Origin of the sequence: Luteolibacter arcticus (assembly GCF_025950235.1) — a bacterium.
Lineage (GTDB): Bacteria > Verrucomicrobiota > Verrucomicrobiia > Verrucomicrobiales > Akkermansiaceae > Haloferula > Haloferula arctica.
The window spans coordinates 307,923-329,749 of record NZ_JAPDDT010000008.1; the positions used below are offsets into that span (position 1 = coordinate 307,923).

Below are 21,827 nucleotides of genomic sequence, written 5' to 3' on the forward strand. Positions count from 1 at the left end.
GCCGCACCGCTCATGTGTGAAGCATCTGCTGGCCGAACACGATCACCCACGCGAGTGCGACAAACACGAGCCCCAGCGCAACCTTCACCGCAAACGTGTGCTTGGTCTGGAAGGCGATCAGTGCATTGCTGGTCATGCCGGTGAAGGCGAGGCCGAAGATCACGATCAGCGGCACGATGAAGGCGAGATTGTAAGCGAGGAGCCACGCAACGGCATCCATTCGTCCCTGTTGGATGTGATAGATGATCGGCGCATAGACCTGGCCGGTGCAAGCGAGTTCCAGGAAGGAGATGGCCAGGCCGGCGAAGAAGGCACCCGCCACGAAGCGCCGCGCGCGGGCACCCGTGCGGATGACACCTCGGATGCGGTCCTTGAGGAAGCCGGGGAGCTGGAGCGACATCTCATCGATCTTGCCGGCGCGTGCCTTCAAGGCATCGCGGAATGACAGGAAGGCGGCGACCAATGCGAGCCCGCCGAAGATCCAGTCCAGCCATGGCTTGATGCCGGCGATGCGGTCGGTCATCTGCGCCAACACCTTGTGTAGCACCAGTCCGGCGAGGAAGTAGGCCAGGAACACGGCGATGATGAACGCCGCGCCGACCATCAGCATCTCGCGCGGCGTGCGCCGTGCGATCTGGAGGTAGGAGAGGAAGAATATGATGGTGGCGAATGCGCACGGGTTGATCCCGTCGATGAGGCCGGCGGCGAGAACGACCGGCAAGGTCAACGCTTTGAAGCGCTCCTGCACCACCTCCTGCGCGGCGGCGATTTCCGGTCGCGCAATCACGCTCCACGAGTCGTCCTGGGTCTTCGACATGGTGGCGGAGAGCAGGCCGCCAAGTGCCTGTGGCACGATGTCCTCACGGACCAGAAAGCCGGTCTGGCTGAAGATCGCGGGAGCGATCGTGTGCTTGTTAGAGGGAACCTGGAAGCGCGAGCACAAGGCCTGGTTGAGCACGGTGCCGTCGGTCTCGTTGATGTTGTGCTTCTCCACCTGCAGCAGGGGGAAGTCGGCTTTCACCGTTTCTAACAACTGGCTCGCCTTCTCGCACTCGGCGCAGCCGGGCTTGAAGAAGTACACGACCTTGAGCGATTCGCGTGCGGGCTTTTCCTCGCTGTCGTCTTCCGCCACGGCGGTTTGCTGCGGTGCGGCGGCAACCGCTTCGGCACCGGCGACCAGGGCGGCGAAGCTGGCGAATCCGCCTCCCTCTTCCTTCGGCGCGAGGCGGGCGATGATCGTCTGCATCCGCTCCGAATTGATCGTGGAGGTGTCGAGCGCCGCCGCGATCGGGGCCAGACCGGGGCCGATGCGGCTCGAGTTCTCTCCCATCCAGTCGGCGATGCGGTAGGAAGCCGCAGTCTCCTCAGGCTGGCGGGAGATCAGACCGGCGAAGGCTTCGGCATCGATGGTCTGGCCGTGGGAGAGCAGCGCGAACAGCGACTCGAAGCGAACGTTCTCGTCGGGATCGGTGGCAGCCATCTTCTCCAGCGCCGACTTGGCTTCGGGGGTGAGGCGACGCGAGGTCCGCTCGGAATACCAGGAGCTGTCGCGCACCGCGCGGGTATCGTCGAAGCGGTGCATCCACGCCGAGTCCATGCGCCCGCTGACCTCGGCCAGGACGGCCCGCACCTGGGGGGAGGGGTCGCCCGCGAGCGTGGCGAGATTCTGTCGGAAAACGGCGGCACCGGTCGTGCCCATGGCGTGCCACGCGGCGCGGCGGACCCAGCGGTCGGACGAGCCTTTCGCCAGCGCGAGCACCGGCTCGGCGGCGGAGGCCGGGAAATTCTGACGCAGGGAGATGAGCGCGAGCACCTGCAAGGGATGGCTCGCCTTGTCATCGCGGAGCACGGACAGCGCCCAAGCCCGCAAGGTGGGGACCATCTTGTTTTCGCGGGCCACGGACTCGAAGTGATACGAGTAGATCTCCTGCGGCTGGAGCTTGGCACCGGGTGCGGCGAGTTCCTCTAGCAGCATCGAGAGGAAGGCAGGGGCGTTCTCGTTCGACAGCGTCGATCCGGCTGCCGCACCGCGGATCTCTTCGATCGGGTCGCGCAGGAGCAGACGGAGGAGGTCCAGGGCTTCCTTGCGCGTGGGATTGTAGAGCTGCTCGGCGATGGCGGCGCGTTGGGCAGTCGAAAGCTGGGGCAAACGCGAGACGAGCACGCCGAGGCCGCCGGGATCGCCGGCACGCGCGAGGCAGAGGGCGGCGCGGAAGGATGATTCGCTGGTTTCAGCGGCGATCCCGTTGAGCGCCTTCATGAGCTCCGCCTGGGCACCGGGGATGACCTGCACGGCGGGGGCGGGAGCCGCCGCCTGCTGCCCGGCCGCTTTCAAGAAAGCATCGTAGAGTGGGTCGAGCGCGGTCTTCTCGCCATCGCTGCCGACCAGTCTCAGAGCCTGCTGAAGCGTGGGGTCGGGTTGCTTGCCCGACACCGGCGGCAGGGCGAGGCGATCGAGGGCGGCGGCGCGTTTCTCCGGGCTGTTAGAGCGGAGGGCGGACACCAGCACGCTCGCGACTTCATTGGTCTTCACGCGATCGGCATCGGCGGAAAGGAAGCGGATGGCCGCGCAGGAGACGTCCAGGTCGGGATCGTTCGCGAAGCGGATGACGATGTCCGAGAGATCCGAGTCCGCTTCAGCGGCGCGGATGGCAGCGAGGCGGGCATCCGGCGGATAGGCCGAAAGCTTCTCGATCATCGCTGCGTCGGGCTCCTTGCTGAGTGCCGCATAGCCTTCGAGCACCGGACCGACCATGCCGGGGTCGGAAAGGAACATCTCCTTGAGCTTCTCGGCCGCGCCTTCGGCACCGAGGGCCGCGGCGGCCTTGATCGCGCTGAAGCGGACAAACTCGTCGGGATCGGATAGCAGCTCGACGCAGCGCGGCTTGGCCTCCATGACCTTGCGGCCGGCGACGAATTCGAGAGCGGCGGTGCGGACGCGCCAGCGGGGATCGGAGAGCGCCTTGAGGATTGCCTGGTTCACCTCGGCCTGCACGCCTTCCGCGAGCTTCGGCTTGCGGTTGCTGCCGCTGAACATCATGTCGTTCTCGCTGCCGCCGGCGAGCTTGAGACAAGCCTGGATGGCGGAGACGAGCAGGTCCTCGTCCTCGTGCGAAAGGAAGGAAGCGGCGAGCTTGAGCGAGGCATCGCCGGGGATTTCCTTCAGGCGGCGCAGGGCACCGTGGATGACATTGACGTCGGTCTCCGCGGTGAGCACCGGGGCCACCACCGGCAGCGACTGCGCGCCACCGGCGGAGAGCATCGCATCGATCGCGGTCTCGCGGACCAGCGGGTCGGCATGCTGGAGGAAGTCGCGCAAGATCGGCAGGGCGACGAGACCGGCACCGCGCAGGGTGCCGAGCGCTGAGAGCGTCTGGTCGCGGCTGCCGAAGGCGAGCTGGCGTGCGGTCGTGGCGGCCTGCGGGCCGAGCGGACGGGAAAGCACGATTTGGTACTGCGCTTCTCGTACTTTCGCACGGCTGCCGGTGGGCAGGGTGGCGGAGCTTGAAAGGAAGGTCTCGAGGAAACCCACCGCGCCGAGCCCGTCGGCTTCCAGCATGCGACGGGCGCGTGCAGACTTGTCGCTGTCATTGCCAAGCAGGTCGTGCAGGTAGCTGCGGCGCTGTTCGTCGCCGAAGAGATCCCGTTTGCCCGCGGTGCCGGGCTTCTCGCCGGTCCACTGTTTCCAGCGGGCGAGCGGGCCTTCATTCTCCGGTGAGCCCGGGGAATTCCACGGATTGAAACCGAAGTCGCCGCCAGCCTTTTCCTCTAACAGCTCCAACGCGCCGAGCCGCACGGCGAGATCGGCGTGGGAGAGCAAGTTCATCAGCTCGGCGGAGGGGAAGGGCTCCAGGCTGAGGATGGTGAGCCGCACGCTGCTCCGCCCCGCGGGATCCGCCAGCAAGGGCACGGCCTTCGCCAAGGTCGCTGCCGTCGGTGGCTCCGCCTTCAATGCCTTGATGGCATCCGCGACCGGCTCCTGGGCGGAGACGGCGAACGCGGCACAGAGTAGGAGGAGCAGCGGTTTCACGCAAAGGGGCAGGGCTCAGTGCAGCAGCGCGTAGGCGAGGATGTTCGCGTTGATCTCCATGGAATTCTGGATCTCATTGCCACCGCAGCAGCAGCAGCCCTCGGTGTGCGAGGTGTCGTTGAGGCCGTCATTCGAGTAAACCACCACGATCTTGCCATCGCGGAAGACGCCGCGCAGCCGCGACTCGCCGCTCGACTTCGCGAGCTTGAGGTCCTTCACGGTGAAGATCGTGCGGAAGATCTCATGATCCATCGGGATGTCCTTCAGGCAGTCGTTGCCGAAGAGCCGCTTGACCTCGCGCTGGAAGGCACCGTCCCATGCCTCATTCGAGCACGACGCCGATGCGAGCAGGAAACCGCCATTCTCGAGATACTTCTTCAGGTGCTCGCGTTCGTCGGCGGCCAGCGTGAAGTCGCCTTCGCCGGTCATGATGACGAAGGGCATCTTGAACAGTTCGTCGGAGGCGAGCTTGACCGGCTTGAAGCGGCGCTCGGTCGCGATCGAGGTCTTCTGTTGGACGGTGGACAGGAACTCGTCGCTGAAGCACTTCGAGGTCTTGGTGCCGGCGTAGATGAGGTTGCCGCATTCGACCGCGCCTTCCTTCGCATGAAGGAGCGGGCAAAGGGCCAGGGTGAGAGCGATCAATGCTTTCATGGCGATATCAGGTACGGATTCAGGATTCGGGGTCGAAGTAGCGTTTCACGGCCTCGCGGTAAGGCTCGGGGACGGACTCGGGTTCGGGCGCGGACTGGGTCTCGCGGGGAAGTTGGGATGGCTTCATGCTTTCGGATTCCGCGGCGGTGGCGGCTTGTTTGCCGGGCGTGGTCTGGCCCTTGCCATCGGCGCTGCCGCCCATCGATGCGGGCTCGAACATCATCCGCTGTGGGCCGACGACGGGCAGGTCCATCATGGAAAAGCCGGGCGCGGCATTGCCCGTCGGCCCGGTGCCCCCCCCACCCATGCCGCCGCCGCCCTGGCCTTGGTTCGGCGACATGCCGGGATTCTGGCACATCAGGCCTTCGAGCATCTGCTGCATGGTCTGGTTCACGTCCGGGCGAGGGATGGAGAATTTCATGCACTGTCCTTGGCACGCTTTGGAGAAGGCATTCTCCTCCTGCTGCATCAGTGCTTCTAATAGGCCGCGCGCGAGCTCGGCCTGGACGAAGGCATCATTGGCCACTCCCAGCCGGCCTGCCTTGGCTCCGCTCTCCATGACCGACTGCGGATCGGCAAGCCGCAAGGCCTCGAGGAACTGCAACGATGACTCCACCAGCGGGGCGAGCGCCGGGTCCTTGCAGGCATCCGCACGCTTCTTCAGCTCGGCAGCAAACTCGTCGAGCGCCACGCGATTCTTGTCCTGGGTCTCGGCAAGTGCCGGCAGCAGGCGGCGGTTCTGGTCGTTGCCCTTGTGGATCTCTTCCGCGATGGTGCGGATGCGTTTGCTGAGGGAAACCTGGGTCTGATAGATCTGCTGGAACTTGGCGGACATCTCCAGGATCTTGCCGGCTTCGGCGACCATCTTGGCATCCTCCTGAAGCTGCTGGTGCTCCTGCTCGCGGGCACCGAGCCGGTCACGCATCTCCCGGATTGCGCGGCGTTGGTCGGCCTCGCTGCCCTTCGGGTCGAAGTTCCCGAGCTGGGCGAGATTCTGCTTGGCGTCTGCGGCACCCTTGGCGGCGAGATCCTTCAAGCGCTGCTCGAGCTCGAAGGCCGGGAAGTCCGCTGCCAACGCCTCTAACATCTCCGCCGCCTGCTGGTGTGCGGTGATGGCATCCTGCCGCGCTTTCTCGACGGCGGCGGGATCGTTGAGGTCGGCGGCCTTGTCCATCGCATCGAGCGACTCCTTCGCTTGTTGAAATGCCTTGGCGATGGCGGCGTAGCGCGCGCTGAATTGCTCCAGCGTGGTCTTGGCGCGGATGCGGTAGGCGTAGTCGTCCTCGGAAATGATCTGCACGCGCGAGATCTCCGAGGCACCTTGGCCGAGCAGGGAGGGATTGTGGTCGGAGGCCTGGAGGAAGAGCTCGATGATCTGGCCCGGATGGACGCCGAGGGTCGAAAGCTGGACCGCATCGGCGAACTCGAATGCCTTGTCTCGCAAGACCGGTGCCACCACGCGGGTGCGGTCGCGGAAGCCTTCGAGCGTGCGGACGAGTTGGACCTTTGCCAACGCGTGATCGTCCTCGGCTCGGCCGACGAGACGCAGCGTGGATGATGGAGTGGCCAGCAGGAAACGCGGTGGCGACGCGAGATCGACCACTGGTGCCTGATCGGGCAGTGCTTTCAGGGTGAGGTCCAGAGGCGCGGTGGCAGGCGTGCCGCGCACGTCGTGGAGCAGGGCGCTGAGCTTGCCCGGACGAGTCGCGATCCAGCGGAAGGCAATGGCTTCGGTGGAAACGACTTCGCCGGGAATCTCTTCGGGCACGGCCTCGACTCCCGGAGGCGTCGCCGGCGTGAATACCAGCGTCGATGGGGCAAGCGGTCGGTTGCTGGTGACTTCGAGGACGACCTGGGAGCCCTCGATGGCGGCAATCTCGCTGGTGTCGAGCGGGGTGCTCGCTGCCTCGCGGCCGGTATAGGCGGGCGGAGTGATGGTGACCTTTCCCGCAAGCACCTTTGGCTGGAGCCGCAGCTCCACCGGCAGCCACGGCGAGCGTGCCTTGCCGCAGGCGAAGGCGATCGACACCGGCTCGGTCAGCGCGTCGAGCGTTCGGGAGAAGCGCGTGTCGGATTCGCGGAACGACGGCAAACGTCGTACTTCGGATTCTCCCGGGCGGCGGACCAGCAGCTCGACGGGGTGATCGAGCGGTGCGCCGGTGATCTCCACGGCCACTTCAAGTTCGCCGCCATAGACGGTGGAGGGCGACGCCGGATCGATGGTGAAGCGCAGCGAGCTCCATGGCGGAAGGTCGGTGCCCGGCTCTAACAGGCGCTTCGCGACCGTGCGGGAGGCCTCGGGCTTGGTGAGCCACAGGATGCCGAGCGGCATGGACGCCAGCAGCAACGCCAGCGCGGCGAGGCCGATGGACTTCCACGGGATGATTCGCGATGCGGGAATGGCGGCGAGTTCGGCGGCGGCTTCACGGTGCGAGCGTTCCGCGAGGTGACGGGCCAGCGGTGTTTCCGCGGCGGAAGGATCGAGCGTCAGTGCCGCGCTGGCGGGACGGCGCGGTGAACCGAGCAGGCAGTCGGCTGTTTCCGCAGCGCGCTTCCGCGAAATGAGGCTGGCTGCTGCGAGCACGGCCAGCGTGGCGAGCGAAAGTACGACGAGCATCGTAACAACGAGCGCGGTGCGTCCCGACGTCTCGAAGGCGAGGCCGGCATCTGCAAGCCCCGCGCCAAGCGCCAGCAGGCAGGCGAGCGCCACCGCAGCCAGCAGGGCCGCCAGCCAGCGCCCGCAACGCCGCCAGCGGCGGATGCGATTGAGTGTGGAGGGGAAGTTCATGGCGAGTCGTGATTGGGAAGAACTCATTCAATCTCTCCCGCGAGTTGGAGAAACTCTTCGCGGACTTCTGGTGGAATGACGACACGACCGAACAAATCGGGTAGTAGCCGCTCCCTGCCGATTTTCAGCAGGTTCGAGATAGCGGTCGTGTCGGAGATGACGATCATGGCTTCCGGGGTCGGATGGCAGCGACGTCATCCGCCAAGTCCTCCAAAGTGTAGTCCATGGGAAGGCGATGCTTCGCCATGGACTGCTGGAATTCCGGGCGCGAGACGCCCGCCAATGATGCGGCGTTGCCGAAGCTCAACTTTCCGTTCACGTAGAGCCCGAGAGCCATGGCGAGCTTGGCCTCCCGCTCCGTGAGTTGATTTTCGAGGCCTGCTGGAAGTGTGACTTGCATGCTTCAGTGTAGCTTGGGTGGGCACGGCTTCAATGTCATCCGCCCCTGTGGGCTGCGCCGCCAGCGGCGGATGCGATTGAGTGTGTAGGGGAAGGTCATTGCCGGAATTTGGTGTCGGAATGAATGGGACGGCTCGAACTGGTAAACTGGCAGATCACGACCCGCCGGTAGCCGCGATCCCTGAAGTAATCGTTGATCCTAGCGATGTCGGACTCCAACGAGTCCCGGATCCAGGCGGCCTTGTGGAAATTCACCACGATAAGATCCTTGTGGCGTTGGTCATCGAAGAACTCAACCAGTTCCCCAAGGCTGAAGTAGTGCGGGTCCCTGTAGCTATTTCCATCGGCGGATTTTATCCTGCCCACGCCGATGTCGAACCTGCCCTCGCCCGTGAACTCAATCACCAGATCGGCCGCTCTCTCCAACGCGAAGGCGCGCTTCGATTCACGGTCGAGTGGAAGGCTTTTGATTCGTGTGTTCCGAGGGTTGTTGAGAATGAGATCAATACTCGACCTCGTGACCGGCGTGATCTGGTCCTCACCTTCGGGAGATGAATTCCCGCAGGAGGTAAGCAGAGCAAGAGACAGTGTCATCGGAATGAGTCTCATGGGGTGATTCAGGCGAGTCCCTGCCTCCGGCGTAGGTACCACTCCAGCGCCAGCGGGAGGGCGATGAGCAGGGCGAGCGGCCAGCGGCTCCAGGAGGGTTGCCAGATGGCACCGGAGCTGCGGGCGGTTGGAGCTTCGGGCGTGAAGGACTTCTGCATGAAAGCGGGCAGCTCCGCGGGTGCGATGAGGCTGCCGCCGGTGGCATCGGCGAGGCGGGCGAGGAAGGCGGGGTCGGCGGCGAGGTTGTCGGTTTCGGCGGGAGGGGGGGGGACGAGGAAGCTTGCTTCTGGTGTGGGTGGGGCTTTTTCACGGGGATCGACGAGGTTCAATTTCCAGGCTCCGGGGGAGTCGGGAGAGAAGGATGCTCGCCAGTGCGGATGGCCGCCGGGGTCGGGATAGGCGGCGGGCTGGAGGTCGGTGGATTTGCCGTCCGGTGATATGATGCGCAGCACGGGAGATGGGGCGGTGCCGCTGCCGCGGAAGGACATGGAGACGCTGACGGGATCGCCGGCGCGACCGCGCAGGGCGGGGAGGCGGAGGGAGAAATCCTGGCCGGGGAGGAACTCGGAGTAGGAGGCCATCCACTGGATCAGCTGGGTCCAGAAGTCCTCGTACATGTTCCCGAGTTCGCGCGCCTCGGGATAGAAGTCCCACTTCCAGAGGCCGTCGCCATTGACGAGGCCGCAGACGCCTTGGCCGTAGCGTCGCACTAACAGGGAGGGGATGTCCTTGGAGAAGCCAGTGGCGCCTACGTCACGGCCGCTGGCGAGGACGCGGGTGAAGGGCTTCACCATCGAGATCTGGCGGGCGTCCTTCAAGGTGGGCAAGGCCGCCCACAGCGAGGCCGAGGCAGGTGGCAAGGCTTCGCCGAAGAGGCCGGCCGCTTCGCCATCGGCGGCGGGCTGGAAGCGGAAGTCGCCGACGGTGGTGGAGGCCCAGGTGACCGGCTCCAGCGCATCTAGCCCGGCGAGGGTGCCGGTGACTGGCTTGCCGCGCGCGAAGAGGACCGCGCCGCCGCGGTCGCGGACGTAGCTGCGCAGGGCTTCTAGGCGGGTCGGCGTCAGGAAGGCATCGACGTTCTTGCCGAAGATGACGAGGTCGTAGCGCGCGAGTTCCTCAAGCGTTTCCGGAAAGATCGCCTGCGGGGTCTCGGTGGGTTCGGCTTCGCCGGAGTCGATCCGGAAGTAGCGTTCGTCCGAAAGCCGGTGCACCGAGTGGACTTCCATCTGCCTCTGTTGGCGCAGGAGTTGGGCGAGGAACTTGCTATCCCAGTAGGGCGCGCCCTCGGCGAGGAAGACGCGGGTCTTCGATTCCAGCAGGCGGATATTGGCGTGGCCGCGGTTGTTGCCGGGATTCGTCTCATCCGAAAGCGCGTCGGTCTCGATGGTCCAGCGCGCGCTGGCGGCGGGAGCATCGACCTCGAAGACGGCGAAGGCCGGCTTCCCGGGGAGAACTTCGATGTTTATCGTAGATAGGACTTTTCCTGCTTCATCGACCAGGCGGACGTCCGGCTTCTGCGGCCCGAGTCCCTCCGCCTCGAGGGCGATCGGGATGCGCGCCTTCTGGTCCTTGAAGACGGTGACTGTCGGTCGCGTGACACGCACGATCAGGTCGCGCGGCGGGATGCCGGCGCCGATGGCGATCGCATGGAACGGTGTCTTGCGGGAACGAAGGCGCAGGGCGAGGGATTCAAGCTCGGCGTCCGATGGCTGGGCCGTCTGGCGTCCGTCGGTGAGGGCGAGCACTCCGGCAAAGGAATCGCCCGCCGCCGCGGCTTCCTCGACCAAGCGCTTCAGTGAGCCGTGAAGGTCGGTCCCGGTGCCGCTCGGTGCTTCGAGCTTGGTTGGGTCTTCGATGGCAGCCGCTGCGACGGTGTCGAATGGGTGATAGCGGACTGGCACTTCAGCGGGCACTCGTTTGGCAAGCTGTTCCGCGTGCTCCTTCGCCTCATCGGCACGGCTGCCCTTGTCCGCGGGCTGTGCCATCGAGGCCGAGCGATCTAACAAAACCAGCCACGGGCGCTTGCGGTCCTCGGTCGGCCGGACCCACTTGCCGGGATTCAGGAGGAGTGCGCAGAGGGCCGCGACGCCGAGCATGCGGAGCAGCAGCAGCATGGCGCGCTTTCCCGTCGGCAGCCCGGCCGAGCCGCGCCACGACAGCCAGTCGGCCAGCACGAGGGCCAGCGCGAGCAGGGGCAGCAGGATCGGGAGTGGAAGGGGGGGATTCACAGAAGAAGGGTCACACGATCAGTGATCAGGATAAGGCGGGCTTGGGAGCAGAGCGGAGGCCGGTGATGATGCCCTCGATGAGGAGGAAGAGCAGCGCCGCGGCGATGAGCCAAGGCCAGAGCGGAAGTCCCTGGTCGAGCGCGGCGCGGCGGGCGACGTCGTTGTTCGCGACCGCCGGCCCGGCTGCGGGTGGAGCGTCGAGCGGGCGCAGCAGCGACTCGCTTTCAGGGAAGGGGACGGAGATGAGGTGGACGGGCTGGTCCGAGACGAGCCAGCGATAGATGCCGGGCGTCGCGCTCGCCGTGGCTTGCCAGGTGGCGCCGTTGGATTGGATCTCGGGGCGGCTGCCATCGGGGGCTTCGAGCACCGGCGTGGCGGCGGTATCGGCGGAGGGATTGGTCCAGGCGATGACACCGCCGGGTTCGACGGTGAAGTTTCCGGAAGCCTGTTTTGGCATCAGGTGCAGCAGGATTTCCGCGACCGCTGGCAGGAAGGCCGACTCGCGCGACCAGGTGGAGCCGGCGGGATCGAGCGAGAGGTTGCTCAATAGCAGCGGTCGGTCTTTGGCTTCTAACAGCGCGGGTTTGCCGTCGGCAAAGGTGGCGACGGTCGAGGCAGAAGGGATCGCGGCAAGCCGGACCCGCTGGCGGAAGCGACCACCGAGCGGATTGCCGAACTCGCCGCCGGCGAAGAGCTTGAAGGCGGGATGCTCGGCGGAGGGGGTGGCTTCCCAACCTTGTTCGGAGGTTTCGAGGCCGAGTGGACCGGTCTGGGCTGTGGTGGTCCCGCTGAAGAGCGCCTCGACGGCACCGGCGGGGCAATCAGGTGCTGCTTGTACTAGGACTGCCGTACCTTTCGCAGCCAAGTCGCGGAGTTGGTCCGGGGCGATGCCATTCCACGCGGGCAGGAACAGAAGCTCGCACGGTGGGAGCTTTTCGAGAGTGGCTCCGGGCACGGCTTCGAGCCACGGCACGGCGCGGGCGACTTGCGTCAAGGTCGCGGCGGCTGGATCGCCGTCGGGCGCGACGATTGCGAGCCGCAGCGACTCGCGCACGCGGACCACGGCATGGCGGCGGTCGTCGCCGGGGAAGCCATCGGCATCCATCTCCGCTGTTAGAGGCATCAGGCCGGAGGTGGCGCAGCGGACGGAGAAGGCAGCCTCGGCTTCGCCTTGCGGTGGCAGGTCGAGTGGCTGGGATTGGCGTGAGCCACCGGCATCGAGCGTAAGGGAAACGCGGCGCGCTTCTCGCGAGGAATTGGCGACGCGGCACTGGACGACCATTTGTTGCCCGGCGACGGGTGCGGCCGGCATGGCGACGAGCAAGGTCACGGCGAGGTTCGGCACGTCTTCCTTCGCGACCGGGACCATGCGGAGGTCGATGCCATCCGGGATCACGGGCGAGAAGTTTTGCCACGCGGTGGCTTGGAAATCCGAGATGATGTGCAGCTCGCGGCGACCGCCGGCCTCGCGGAGTTGGCGCAGGGCGAGGTCCACCGCGGCGTCGATGGCACCGGCCTCGGGCCGGGCGATGGCTTTGGTCAGCTCTTCGGTGAGGTAGTCGCGGTTCGGCGCGAGGTCGGGAAAGACGGCGTCCGGTGCCGCGTCGAGCCAGACGATATTGGCGAGGTCGGGGCGCGAGCTGTCGAGGATCTCGCCAGCGGCAGCGCAGGCGGCTTCGAAGCGGCTGGCAGCGCCTTCCTTCGCAGCCATCGAGGCACTGCGGTCGACGAGGAGAATGACGGAGCGCTTTTCACCCGGCAGCGGCGCGTTCTTCGAAAGCAACAGCGGTCCGAGGAAGGCGGCGGCGAGGGCGAGCACCGCCAGCGTGCGCAGGGCGAGCAGCAGCCAGTCCTTCGGCTTGCGGAAGCGCGAGGTGAGCCGCATGACCTTTTTCAGGAACTCGATGTTCGAGAAGCGGTAATGCGGTGGCTTTGCGCGGGCCAGCAGGTGCACGAGCAACGGCACGCCGGCGAGGGCGAGCAGGCTTAGCAAGGCGGGGTGCTGGAGGAATAGGGACAAGGGATTTGGGGGATTGGGATAAGTGGGATAAGTGGGATAATTGGGGGAATTAGGTGATTGGGGTGATTGGGTTAGTCGCGGAGGCGGTCGAGGAGGGTGAAGTAGGACTCGGTGGTGGGGACGAGGCAGTAGTCGGCCTTGCGGGAGGCGGCTAGAGAGCGGAGGGCGCGGACGTGGTTTTGGATGTGGTCCTTCCATGCCTGGCTGAGCGACTGCGGATGCACGATGAGGCGCTCGCCGGTTTCCATGTCGACGAAGCGGGCGAGGCCGCGGTCGCCGAGATCGAGCTCCGAGGGGTCTAACAGGTGGAAGAGATGTACGCGGAAGCCGCGGTGAAGGTAGGGATTGAGCGCTTGGAAGAGTTCGGCGGGATCGCAGAAGAAATCGGAGAGCAGGACGAGGGTGCCGCGGCGCTTGAGTAGTGGGTTGGCGCGGCGGAGTGCTTCGAGGATGGAGGTGCCATTGCCCGCTTGGTTGCGCTCGAGGGTGACGAGGAGTTCGTTGAGGTGTTTTCGAGTGGAGCCGGGTGGCAGGAACTTACGGATGCCATCGTCGAAGAGGGTGAGGGAGACGCGGTCGTTTTTCGAGACGACCAGCCACGCGAGGCAGGCGGCGAAGAAGGAGGCGTATTCGAGCTTGGTGAGGCGGTCGCTGTCCTCGGGGAAGCCCATGGAGGCGGAGCCGTCGAGGAACAGGTGGCACTCGAGATTGGTCTCTTGCTCGAAGGTGCGGAGGAAGAGCTTGTCGTTGCGGGCGAAGACGCGCCAGTCCACCTGGGAGAGCGGGTCGCCCGGCGTGTATTGGCGGAACTCGTGGAACTCGATGGAAGAGCCGCGTTGCTTCGACCGATGCCGCCCGGATAGATAGCCCTCGACCATCGCCTTGGCACCGAACTCGTAGTTCTTCAGCCGGCGGATGTCCTCGGGCTTGAGGTATTTGTGGGTGGGCATGGAAGAGTGCCGGGTGATCAGTGATCGGTGATCAGTGAAAGGCAGACGAAGTCAGAGGCCGGCTGCCAGTTTCGCCACGATGCTATCGGTGGTCACTCCTTCGCCGGTGGCGTTGTAGTTCGGGATCACGCGGTGGCGGAGGATGGGCAGGGCGAGGGTGCGGACTTCGTCGATGGAAGCGGTGGGTTGGCCACGCAGCAGGGCGAGGGCTTTGACGGCGCGGGCGAGGCATTGCGAGGCACGCGGGCCGGCGCCGAAGGACACGTAGTTCTTCACGTCCGCGGTGGCGTGCTCGGAGTCCGGGCGGGTCGAGTGGACGAGCTTGAGGATGGCTTTTACGACCGACTCCGGCAGCGGAATGTCGTGGGTGGCGTCCTGGAGATCCATTACTCCGGCAGCATCGAGCAAGGGCTGCGCCTCGGGCATGCCGCGGCCGGTGGTGCGTAGGACGATTTGCTCTTCCTCCGCCATGGTCGGATAGCCGATGCGGAGCTCGAAGAAGAAGCGATCGAGCTGGGCCTCCGGCAATGGGTAGGTGCCTTCGTGCTCGATGGGGTTCTGGGTGGCGAAGACGGTGAAGGGCTCGTCGAGCCGGCGGGTGACGCCATTCACGGTCACCTGCTTTTCCTGCATCGCCTCTAACAGGGCGGCCTGGGTCTTCGGCGGGGTGCGGTTGATTTCGTCGGCGAGGATGAGGTTCGCGAAGATCGGGCCGGGGGCGAACTTGAACTCGCGAGAGCCATCGTCGGCGGTCTGCAGGATCTCAGTGCCGACGATGTCCGACGGCATGAGGTCGGGCGTGAACTGGATGCGCTGGAACTTCAGCCCGAGGATGCGGCCGAGGGTGGAAACGAGCAGCGTCTTGGCGAGGCCGGGGACGCCGACGAGCAGGCAGTGGCCCTTGCACAGCAGCGAGGTGAGCAACTGCTCGACGATTTCATCCTGGCCGACGATGACGCGGGCGGTTTCGCGGCGAATGGCGGCGGCGCGTTCCTGCACCTGTTCCCAACGGGCGGCGGGTTCTTGAGTGGCGGTGGACATGAGCGGAGGGAGTTGGTTTATTCTTCTTCGAACTCTTCGTCGGAGTTGTCGGGCATGAGCTTTTCCGCGTCTTCGCGGGTCAGCACGGAAATCATGATGTAGGGGGCATCCATCGACTTGGAGGCGAAGTGAGTCTTCAGGGATTCGATGGCGGATGAATCAGCATCCTCCTGCGGGACGGGCTCGGCCTTGCCATCCTTGACCGTCCAGAAGTCGACGAACTGCTCATTGGCCACCATCGCGAGCGCGTCGGCGTCCTCGAAACGCTGGAACCAATGGGCCTGACGCTGGAGGTAGTAATCCGAAGCGAACGAGGTCTCGTCATTCTTGCGTGCCGCGGAGGCAAACATGCCGAGGCCCATGGGTGCCTGATAGAAGGAGACCGCGGTGCCCGAGCGGGCCTTGGCGTCCGTGGCCAGCTTCTCCGCGAGTTTCACCAATGCGCCTGCTTCTACCTTGTAGCCGGCTTGGATGCCGAACTCAGCGAGGATCGCGGGGTCATGCGGGAAACCTAGATTGAAGGGCCTCAGCTCCACGACCTGGTCGCGGAGGTCCAGCAGCCCGGGGGGGGGTGGCGTTTCCTCGTCGAATCCGGAGACCCACTCGGCAACGGCGAGGCGTTCGCTGAGATCGAGCGCCTTCACGAAAGGCCGGATCTCCGCGGCGGGAAGGCTGCCGAGCTTGGTGGTGATCTCCTCCTGACGTGCTTCCGGCACTTTTTCCGCATCCGGCCAGGCCGGTGGTTCCTTGCCGTCGATCCACGCGTGGACCCGGCTCGTCACAAAGGTGGCGGTGCTGTCGGGCGGGTCGCAGATCCGCAAGTACTCATTGAAGCGTTCGCCGGATGCGGGAAAGGCGGCGACTTCCAGCACCAACATGGAGGCTTCGCCCAAGGTGGATCCGCCATAGCCCTTCACCCACGAGGTGAATTGATGCTTCGGCGGAAGCTCGTCGCCCTTGGCCAGCAAGGGGCGCCAGCCATCGATCAGCTCCGCAGGGAGCTTGACCGGCTCCAACGAGCGGGTGCCGCGGCGGTCGCGATACGCCCGGCTGAGCAATGCCTGGTGCAGGTCCAGCCACTGCTCCGGCGTGGCCCGCGGGGCCGCAGCGGCGATCGCCTTCAGGCAGTCCGGCACGGGCACGCTGGACATCGCCGAAGCGAGTGCGGCCATGGGCGACTCCGACCTTTGCGGTCCTTTCTTCGCGGCGGGTTGCTTGAGCGCTTCATCGATCAGCTCCTGCAACGAAACCGCGCCGACCTTGAGGGAAAGCTTCTTGAGATATTTCTCCACCGTCCCGGCCGCGGCGATCTGATAGAGGCCCCTGGAGGAACGGGCGTCGTTCAGATTGACCCCTTCCAGTTCGCGGCTCAGTACCTTGGCGTAGGCGTCGAAGAATCCGCGCGCCTCGGCCTTGCGGAGATCGAGGTAGGTTTCGACCACCGAGGCATAGGCCGACGGTTGATCGGCTCCGAGCACGAGCTTCTCGAAGGCTTGTCGCGCCTCTTCATCGGGACGTTGGGAGAGGTAGTGGGAGGCCTGCTGCCGCTGGTTATCGTCGCCTTCGCGGGCGAAGAGCACCGCCAGCTCGATGGGGGACTTGGTGCGGTGCTTCTTCCAGAAATCCACGGCGGCAACGCGCAGGGTCGCGGGGTCGGAGGTATCGTCGTCCTCGGAGCGGGGGAGGGTCATCGCGAGCACGTCGCAGGCGATCTCGCCGCGGGTCTTCGGCCGGTCGAGGCTGTCGTAGATCTGCTGGGGCGATTCGTCGTCGTCGTTGTCGAAGGGATCGCCGGAGTAGTGCGAGCTATTGCGCACCGGGACCAAGGTGGTGTCCTCCGCGACGGCGGCAAAGGCGATCAGGCCGTCCATGCCCATGGCCTGGAGTTGCTCGACGGCACCCGCCGGAGCTTCCTTGGAATCCTGTGGCAGGATCCACAGGCCGCTGCGGCTCTCGCCGATGCTCATGCCCGCTCCCTGGCGGCGCATCATCTTCAGGATTTCGGCCCGGTGCTCGGCGGGGATGTCCGAGAGGTCCATGCCTGCCGGCAGTCCCCTTATGGGAGCCTCTCCTTCGGGGGCGGTCTCGACCTCGAGGAATTTCCCGAGGGCGGCCAGCGCCTCGGGCTTGAGGGTAATGTCAGGCAGAGATGGCACTGGCGGCTGCTCTCCCGCCACGCGCTTGTCGAGTGCGGGCACCAGCATCGCGATGCCGGAAGCAGCACTCCAACCGCGCGGGTATTTCTCCAGCAGCGCCTTCAAGCTGTCGCGGTAGGTCTTCCAATCGTGCTTCTCGAAAAACGAGTCGGTCACCTTCGCCAACTCCCCGGCGGCGAAGTAGCCCACCGCAGAATCGACATTCCGGGTGGCATCGGGGAATGCCGCAAACACGGCGGCGGCGAGCCGGTTGGCCGTGTCGGCATGTCCAGCGGCGTGGAGCTGGGCGGCGAAGATCAGGCAGTGGGCGGGGATCGCGAGGATGTCCGAGTCATACTCCAGGCGCTCGACCAAGCGGGTGACCGTGGTGGTGTCGCTCAAGGCATCGATGAGCCGCTTCGCATCCTCTTCCACGGAGATCCCGGGTTTGGGCGGTTCCTCCTTGGGGGGCTGGCTGGCGGCATGATTGCGCAACATCCGCTCCAGCAGTCCCGGCTTGGCTGCGGCATCCGGGGCAGGCTTCTCCTCGCCTTCGCCACCGTCTTCGGACTCGATCGCATGGGCGGTGCCGAAGCCGATCATTCGCGGCGGGTCGCCGGCCAACTTCCATGCGCCGCCGTGCAGCCGGGCGCCGAGATTCTGGAACTGGTGGGATTGCTGGGGCAAGTCGGAGGCCTCCTTCGGCGTCTTCACCCAGGTGGCCCCCTTCATGTCCGGCAAGCCGAGTGCGGCGAGCCGGGCCAGGGGGTCGCTGAAATCCACGGTCGTCGCCGGTGGGGACGGGGGCGCGGCCGGCTGCTGGGCCGTCACCGGCCAAGGCAGCATCAGGGCGGCGAGTGTGATTCCCGGGCGCATCTATGAGGGGATTAGACGGGGAACGCCGCGCACGGAAGTTTCTTTGCGTGAAAAATAGATATAAAAAAGGACACGGCCTGTGAAGGCCGTGTCCATGTCAATACAGAGGATGGATGATCTATGGACGGACGTCCAAGGACGTCAGCTCACCACAGCCAGCGGCTTGGTGGTCTTCCAGCCGCCGCGGGTGTAATCCGGGAAGTCCTGGGGCATGCCGTCTTCCTTGACCGACTTCTCGCTGAGCGGGGCGACCGAGGACCAGTAGCAGCCTTCATAGACGTTCTGGTCGAGCGGCTCGCCCTTGCGGAGACACTCGATGATGCGGAAGAGCATGAGGAAATCCATGCCGCCGTGGCCGCCCATCTTGGAGGAAAGCTCGCCCATGCGCTTGTAGAGCGGGTGCTCGTATTTGGCGGCGATGGTTTCGAACTCTTCCGAGCTGGTCCACTGGTGGAAGCTCTTGGTGACGCCCTCGATGGCCATGCCGTTCGGGAAGCCCTTGAGCGTGCCGAGCGTTCCTTGGATGAGGTTGTGACGGGAATACGGGCGCGGCGAGGTTTCATCCCACTGCACCATCACGGTGCGGCCGAGCGTGGTCTTGATGATCGACGTGCTGATGTCGGCACAGATGTAGTCGAGGGTCTTGAACTCCGGCTTGGTGAGGTTGTTCGACTTCTGGGCGTAGAGGTTGCGGCCTTTCGCCGGCGAACCGAAGGAGACGAGGCGGCGGAAGTTATCCTCGCCGCGGGCCAGGCTCATGTACTGCGCCACCGGGCCGAGGCCGTGGCAGGGGTAGAGGTTGCCATTGCGCTTGGCGTAGTGAAGCGTGCGCCAGGAACCGGTCGAATCGCCCCCGGTCATCTGGCCGCGCAGCTCGTGGATGTAGGCGGCCTCGCCGTGAAGCAACTCGCCGATCACGCCTTGGCGGACCATGTTGAGGTAAAGCAGTTCCTCGCGGCCGTAGTTGACGTTTTCCATCAACATGCAGTGGCGGCCGGTGGCCTCGGAGGTGTTCACGATGTCCCACATCTCCTCGATGGTCAGGGCGATCGGGATCTCGACGAAGGCGTGCGCACCGGCCTTCATGGCGGCGACGGCCTGTGGTCCGTGAAGCTGCCATGGGGTGGCGATGAAGACGGCGTCCGGCTTGGTTTCGGAAAGCATCTTCTTCCATGCGTTTTCGTCGCCGGAGTAGGACTTCGGTTTGTGGCCTTTGGCCGTGACCTTTTCCATCGAGCGCTTGGCGCGGCCCTCATCGAGGTCGCAGATGCCGACGACCTCGACGCCCTCGATCACGGCGAGCTGGGTGATGTGACCGGACCCGCGGGCACCCACGCCGATGATGGCGACCTTCACCTTTTCGAGCTTGGGCGCGGCGAAGTCACCCATGTACTTCGCGCCGGACGGGCGGGAAGGGGTGCCCTGGGCGTTCGCCATGCCGGCTGCGGCCGTCATCGCGGCTCCCACACCACCAAGGGTTCTGAGGAAATTCCGGCGTCCGGTGGCGGAAATGGTCACTTTTTCGTCAAGGTTCATGTGTTTGGTGTCGCGGGGATACGGTTCGTTAGCCGAATCTCTTTCGGGTGGCAACCCCGGGGATTCGCCGGGAGTTTGCGATTTTGGGTGGCAGGAATTTCGCGTGGCGGATGGCGGGAAGCCGTGCAGCTTGTTCGCGCATCATGAAGATCGACGGCATTTCCGGCTGCTATGAGAAGACACGCGACATGTTCTATTTCGCGCGGATGTGCTCGAAGATCCGGCTTCATGCGGAAGGCAAGCTGCCCGCCGACTACTTCGACATGCTCGGCCAGGGCTTCGACGGGCGCACCTGCCGCTATCTGGGCGTGAGCTATGAAGCGGTGAGCCATCAGGTGCTCGCGGGCATGACGAATGAAGAGGCGCTCGCGTGGTGCCATGAACATGGCCGCCGTCTGACCGCGGAAGAGGTGCTCATCTATAACAGCTTCATGAGCAAGCGCGGCTGGCGCGACGATGAGACTGACGAATTCATCCCGGCGCAGATCGGCAACTACGGGCTGGCGGAGGATTGTGGCGCGGTGACGGATTTCGACCTGATCGAGATGGACGAGGGGCGCTGGCATGCGGAGCAATGGCGGGAGGCGTGGAAGTGAGAACGACGTTGCCCGATGGAGGGTTTGGGTTACCCTGCGCCCATGGCCACGCTCAGTGAACTGGAGCCGCAAGTGCTCGCCCTGCCGGAGCGCGATCGGGCGGACCTTGCCGCCCGGCTTCTTTCGTCGCTTCCTCCGGTTCTCGATGAGGAAGACGAAGGGGTCGCGGAGGCACTGCGGAGGGAGCGCGAAGCGGAACTTGATCCTGCCGCATGTATCTCTTTGGAAGAGTTCGAGCGGGGAGTCGCCCGCTTGCGCGGACGATGAAGGTTTCGTTTCACCGTCGAACGCAGCACGATGTCTGGGATATTGTCCGTCACTACGAAGAAGAATCGGGCGAGATTCTGGCGGACCAGTTCTATGCTGACTTCATGCGCAATGTCGCGCTGGCTGCCGCGGATCCGGAAAGGTGTCACATCGACGCTTCGGGATTTCGTCGCTGCAATCTCAAGCGCTTTCCGTATCACTTCCTTTTCCGGATTCGGCGCGACGACATCTTCGTCCTCGTTCTCCGGCACAACCGGCGGCATCCCGGCTATGGCTTGCGTAGGAGTTAGAGCATCGGCAGCCGGTGTGATCCTGTTACTCTCCTCCTGCCAAACGCTTGAGTTCTACACTCAAGCCGTCGGCGGGCAGATGGAGATCTTGCGCAAGAGCCGGCCGAGCGGCCCAATCATCGCGTCGAAAGACACGGACCCGAAGCTGCGCAAGCAACTAGTCGCGGTGGAGAATATCCGGCGGTTTGCCAGCGACCATCTTTCGCTGCCGGGCAACGACAGTTATGGCAAATACGCTGATCTGGGACGCCAGTATGTGACGTGGACCCTGTATGCCGCGCCGGAGTTTTCGCTGGAGCCGAAGCACTGGTGGTATCCGACGCTCGGTGAACTCGACTATCGCGGGTTTTTCAAGGAGGCGGATGCGAACGAACTCGCGGATGAGTTGCGCGGTGAGGGCTACGACGTGCAGGTCGGCGGCGTGGATGCCTATTCGACGCTCGGCTGGTTTCACGACCCGGTGCTGAACACCTTCGTCCACTCCGCGGACGTGGATCTCGCCGAGCTGATCTTCCACGAACTCACGCACCGGAAGTATTTCCGGGGTGGTGCGACGGTCTTCAACGAGTCCTTCGCCACTGCGGTCGCAGAGGAGGGAGTGAAGCGCTGGCTGCGGCATGAGGGCCGGATGGAGGACCTGAAAAAGTTCGAAGCCCGGCTCGTTCGCCGCGCCGAATTCTATGGGCGGATTGACCGGACCCGGGCGGAGATCGAGAAGCTCTACGCATCCGATCTGCCGCCGGAAGAGATGCGCCGTCGGAAGGCCGCGATCTTCGGGGATCTGCGCGACCGGTTCCGCGAACTCCGGCGCAAGTGGGGTGGCCGCGGACTCGAAGGCTGGCTGACGCGCGACATCAACAACGCCGATCTCGTCTCGCTTCATACCTATCAGAAGCACGTGCCGATGTTCCACAAGCTGCTCGCGGAATGCGGTGGGGACCTCGAACTCTTCTACATGAAGGTCAAGAAGTTGGAGATCCCGGAGGAGGACGAATGAAAGTCGAGGCGGAGTATTATGGGTTTAGTAGTTTCATGCCGTCGTCATTGTTGGGCCGGGAGCGCGGGATTCATCCCGCTTCACAGGACCGGCGAACCTACCTTTCGGGCGGGATAAATCCCAATGCCTTTAAGGACCTGTTAGATAAAGATGGGCGGATGATGCAGGTTGCACTGGTACTTTCCTAACAGATGTTTTGATTGGGCGGATGCAGTCTGCGCCGATTCCCGCTCCGCCTTCGTTTTCGAGTGATTTCCCCGTCCTTTTCGAAGCTCTCCTGCCACCGCAGGTCGCCGGGGAGATCTTCCTTACCCACGGGCCGCGCGGCGGCGGCTTGCCCAAGCTCTCGGGCTGGCAGTGGTTGATGAGCAAGGTTTTCCATGTCATGAGCCCGCTCGGCGACTTCGCCGG

17 protein-coding genes are annotated in these 21,827 nt (G+C 64.8%); 5 read left to right on the forward strand and 12 right to left on the reverse strand.

Annotation, left to right across the window (positions count from 1 at the left end):
* Positions 1 to 10: 10 nt before the first annotated feature.
* The 12 genes from OKA05_RS18555 to OKA05_RS18610 all read right to left on the reverse strand — a co-directional run bounded on the left by OKA05_RS18555 (position 11) and on the right by OKA05_RS18610 (position 19,266).
* The gene (locus OKA05_RS18555) at positions 11 to 4,030 is read right to left on the reverse strand and encodes a HEAT repeat domain-containing protein (protein WP_264488676.1); all 4,020 of its coding nucleotides are present in this window, start codon (positions 4,028 to 4,030) and stop codon (positions 11 to 13) included.
* Positions 4,031 to 4,045: 15 nt separating this feature from the next.
* The gene (locus OKA05_RS18560) at positions 4,046 to 4,684 is read right to left on the reverse strand and encodes a DUF4159 domain-containing protein (protein ID WP_264488677.1); all 639 of its coding nucleotides are present in this window, start codon (positions 4,682 to 4,684) and stop codon (positions 4,046 to 4,048) included.
* 19 nt (positions 4,685 to 4,703) lie between these two features.
* Complete coding sequence (locus tag OKA05_RS18565; protein WP_264488678.1) at positions 4,704 to 7,472, reverse strand: hypothetical protein; 2,769 nt, start codon at positions 7,470 to 7,472, stop codon at positions 4,704 to 4,706.
* A gap of 23 nt (positions 7,473 to 7,495) precedes the next feature.
* A complete protein-coding gene (locus OKA05_RS18570) occupies positions 7,496 to 7,639 on the reverse strand; it encodes a PIN domain-containing protein (protein WP_264488679.1) in 144 nt (47 codons plus the stop codon).
* On the reverse strand, positions 7,636 to 7,872 hold the full coding sequence (locus OKA05_RS18575; protein WP_264488680.1) for a UPF0175 family protein: 237 nt from the start codon (positions 7,870 to 7,872) through the stop codon (positions 7,636 to 7,638). The genes OKA05_RS18570 and OKA05_RS18575 overlap by 4 nt, the downstream gene beginning before the upstream one ends.
* Before the next feature lie 95 nt (positions 7,873 to 7,967).
* Entirely contained in the window at positions 7,968 to 8,480 is a 513-nt protein-coding gene (locus tag OKA05_RS18580) for a hypothetical protein (RefSeq protein ID WP_264488681.1), read from the reverse strand.
* 8 nt (positions 8,481 to 8,488) lie between these two features.
* On the reverse strand, positions 8,489 to 10,708 hold the full coding sequence (locus tag OKA05_RS18585; RefSeq protein WP_264488682.1) for a hypothetical protein: 2,220 nt from the start codon (positions 10,706 to 10,708) through the stop codon (positions 8,489 to 8,491).
* 25 nt (positions 10,709 to 10,733) lie between these two features.
* On the reverse strand, positions 10,734 to 12,728 hold the full coding sequence (locus tag OKA05_RS18590) for a vWA domain-containing protein (RefSeq protein ID WP_264488683.1): 1,995 nt from the start codon (positions 12,726 to 12,728) through the stop codon (positions 10,734 to 10,736).
* Positions 12,729 to 12,799: 71 nt separating this feature from the next.
* On the reverse strand, positions 12,800 to 13,678 hold the full coding sequence (locus tag OKA05_RS18595; RefSeq protein ID WP_264488684.1) for a DUF58 domain-containing protein: 879 nt from the start codon (positions 13,676 to 13,678) through the stop codon (positions 12,800 to 12,802).
* A gap of 51 nt (positions 13,679 to 13,729) precedes the next feature.
* On the reverse strand, positions 13,730 to 14,719 hold the full coding sequence (locus OKA05_RS18600; protein WP_264488685.1) for an AAA family ATPase: 990 nt from the start codon (positions 14,717 to 14,719) through the stop codon (positions 13,730 to 13,732).
* 17 nt (positions 14,720 to 14,736) lie between these two features.
* Positions 14,737 to 17,730 (reverse strand): hypothetical protein, encoded by a 2,994-nt coding sequence (locus OKA05_RS18605; RefSeq protein WP_264488686.1) that lies wholly within the window; start codon positions 17,728 to 17,730, stop codon positions 14,737 to 14,739.
* A gap of 141 nt (positions 17,731 to 17,871) precedes the next feature.
* Positions 17,872 to 19,266 carry a Gfo/Idh/MocA family protein gene (locus tag OKA05_RS18610; RefSeq protein WP_264488687.1) on the reverse strand — a complete coding sequence of 465 codons (1,395 nt, stop codon included), beginning with the start codon at positions 19,264 to 19,266 and terminating at the stop codon, positions 17,872 to 17,874.
* Positions 19,267 to 19,409: 143 nt separating this feature from the next.
* Here OKA05_RS18610 and OKA05_RS18615 point away from each other — a divergent pair, with 143 nt between their 5' ends.
* From OKA05_RS18615 to OKA05_RS18635, 5 genes are all read left to right on the forward strand, one after another.
* A complete protein-coding gene (locus OKA05_RS18615) occupies positions 19,410 to 19,862 on the forward strand; it encodes a DUF5069 domain-containing protein (RefSeq protein ID WP_264488688.1) in 453 nt (150 codons plus the stop codon).
* 42 nt (positions 19,863 to 19,904) lie between these two features.
* Entirely contained in the window at positions 19,905 to 20,129 is a 225-nt protein-coding gene (locus OKA05_RS18620) for an addiction module protein (RefSeq protein WP_264488689.1), read from the forward strand.
* Positions 20,126 to 20,419 carry a type II toxin-antitoxin system RelE/ParE family toxin gene (locus tag OKA05_RS18625; protein ID WP_264488690.1) on the forward strand — a complete coding sequence of 98 codons (294 nt, stop codon included), beginning with the start codon at positions 20,126 to 20,128 and terminating at the stop codon, positions 20,417 to 20,419. Before OKA05_RS18620 ends, OKA05_RS18625 begins: the two co-directional genes overlap by 4 nt.
* A gap of 16 nt (positions 20,420 to 20,435) precedes the next feature.
* Complete coding sequence (locus tag OKA05_RS18630; RefSeq protein WP_264488691.1) at positions 20,436 to 21,416, forward strand: aminopeptidase; 981 nt, start codon at positions 20,436 to 20,438, stop codon at positions 21,414 to 21,416.
* A gap of 208 nt (positions 21,417 to 21,624) precedes the next feature.
* Positions 21,625 to 21,827 (forward strand): hypothetical protein (locus tag OKA05_RS18635; RefSeq protein WP_264488692.1); only part of this gene is annotated, 203 nt, incomplete at its 3' end.

What these genes read in the sequence shown, in the direction of transcription:
- OKA05_RS18560 (WP_264488677.1), bottom strand. Translation starts at nt 4,684, where the DNA reads ATGAAAGCATTGATCGCTCTCACCCTGGCCCTTTGCCCGCTCCTTCAT.
- OKA05_RS18565 (WP_264488678.1), bottom strand. Translation starts at nt 7,472, where the DNA reads ATGAACTTCCCCTCCACACTCAATCGCATCCGCCGCTGGCGGCGTTGC.
- OKA05_RS18570 (WP_264488679.1), bottom strand. Translation starts at nt 7,639, where the DNA reads ATGATCGTCATCTCCGACACGACCGCTATCTCGAACCTGCTGAAAATC.
- OKA05_RS18575 (WP_264488680.1), bottom strand. Translation starts at nt 7,872, where the DNA reads ATGCAAGTCACACTTCCAGCAGGCCTCGAAAATCAACTCACGGAGCGG.
- OKA05_RS18580 (WP_264488681.1), bottom strand. Translation starts at nt 8,480, where the DNA reads ATGAGACTCATTCCGATGACACTGTCTCTTGCTCTGCTTACCTCCTGC.
- OKA05_RS18595 (WP_264488684.1), bottom strand. Translation starts at nt 13,678, where the DNA reads ATGCCCACCCACAAATACCTCAAGCCCGAGGACATCCGCCGGCTGAAG.
- OKA05_RS18600 (WP_264488685.1), bottom strand. Translation starts at nt 14,719, where the DNA reads ATGTCCACCGCCACTCAAGAACCCGCCGCCCGTTGGGAACAGGTGCAG.
- OKA05_RS18605 (WP_264488686.1), bottom strand. Translation starts at nt 17,730, where the DNA reads ATGCGCCCGGGAATCACACTCGCCGCCCTGATGCTGCCTTGGCCGGTG.
- OKA05_RS18610 (WP_264488687.1), bottom strand. Translation starts at nt 19,266, where the DNA reads ATGAACCTTGACGAAAAAGTGACCATTTCCGCCACCGGACGCCGGAAT.
- OKA05_RS18615 (WP_264488688.1), top strand. Translation starts at nt 19,410, where the DNA reads ATGAAGATCGACGGCATTTCCGGCTGCTATGAGAAGACACGCGACATG.
- OKA05_RS18620 (WP_264488689.1), top strand. Translation starts at nt 19,905, where the DNA reads ATGGCCACGCTCAGTGAACTGGAGCCGCAAGTGCTCGCCCTGCCGGAG.
- OKA05_RS18625 (WP_264488690.1), top strand. Translation starts at nt 20,126, where the DNA reads ATGAAGGTTTCGTTTCACCGTCGAACGCAGCACGATGTCTGGGATATT.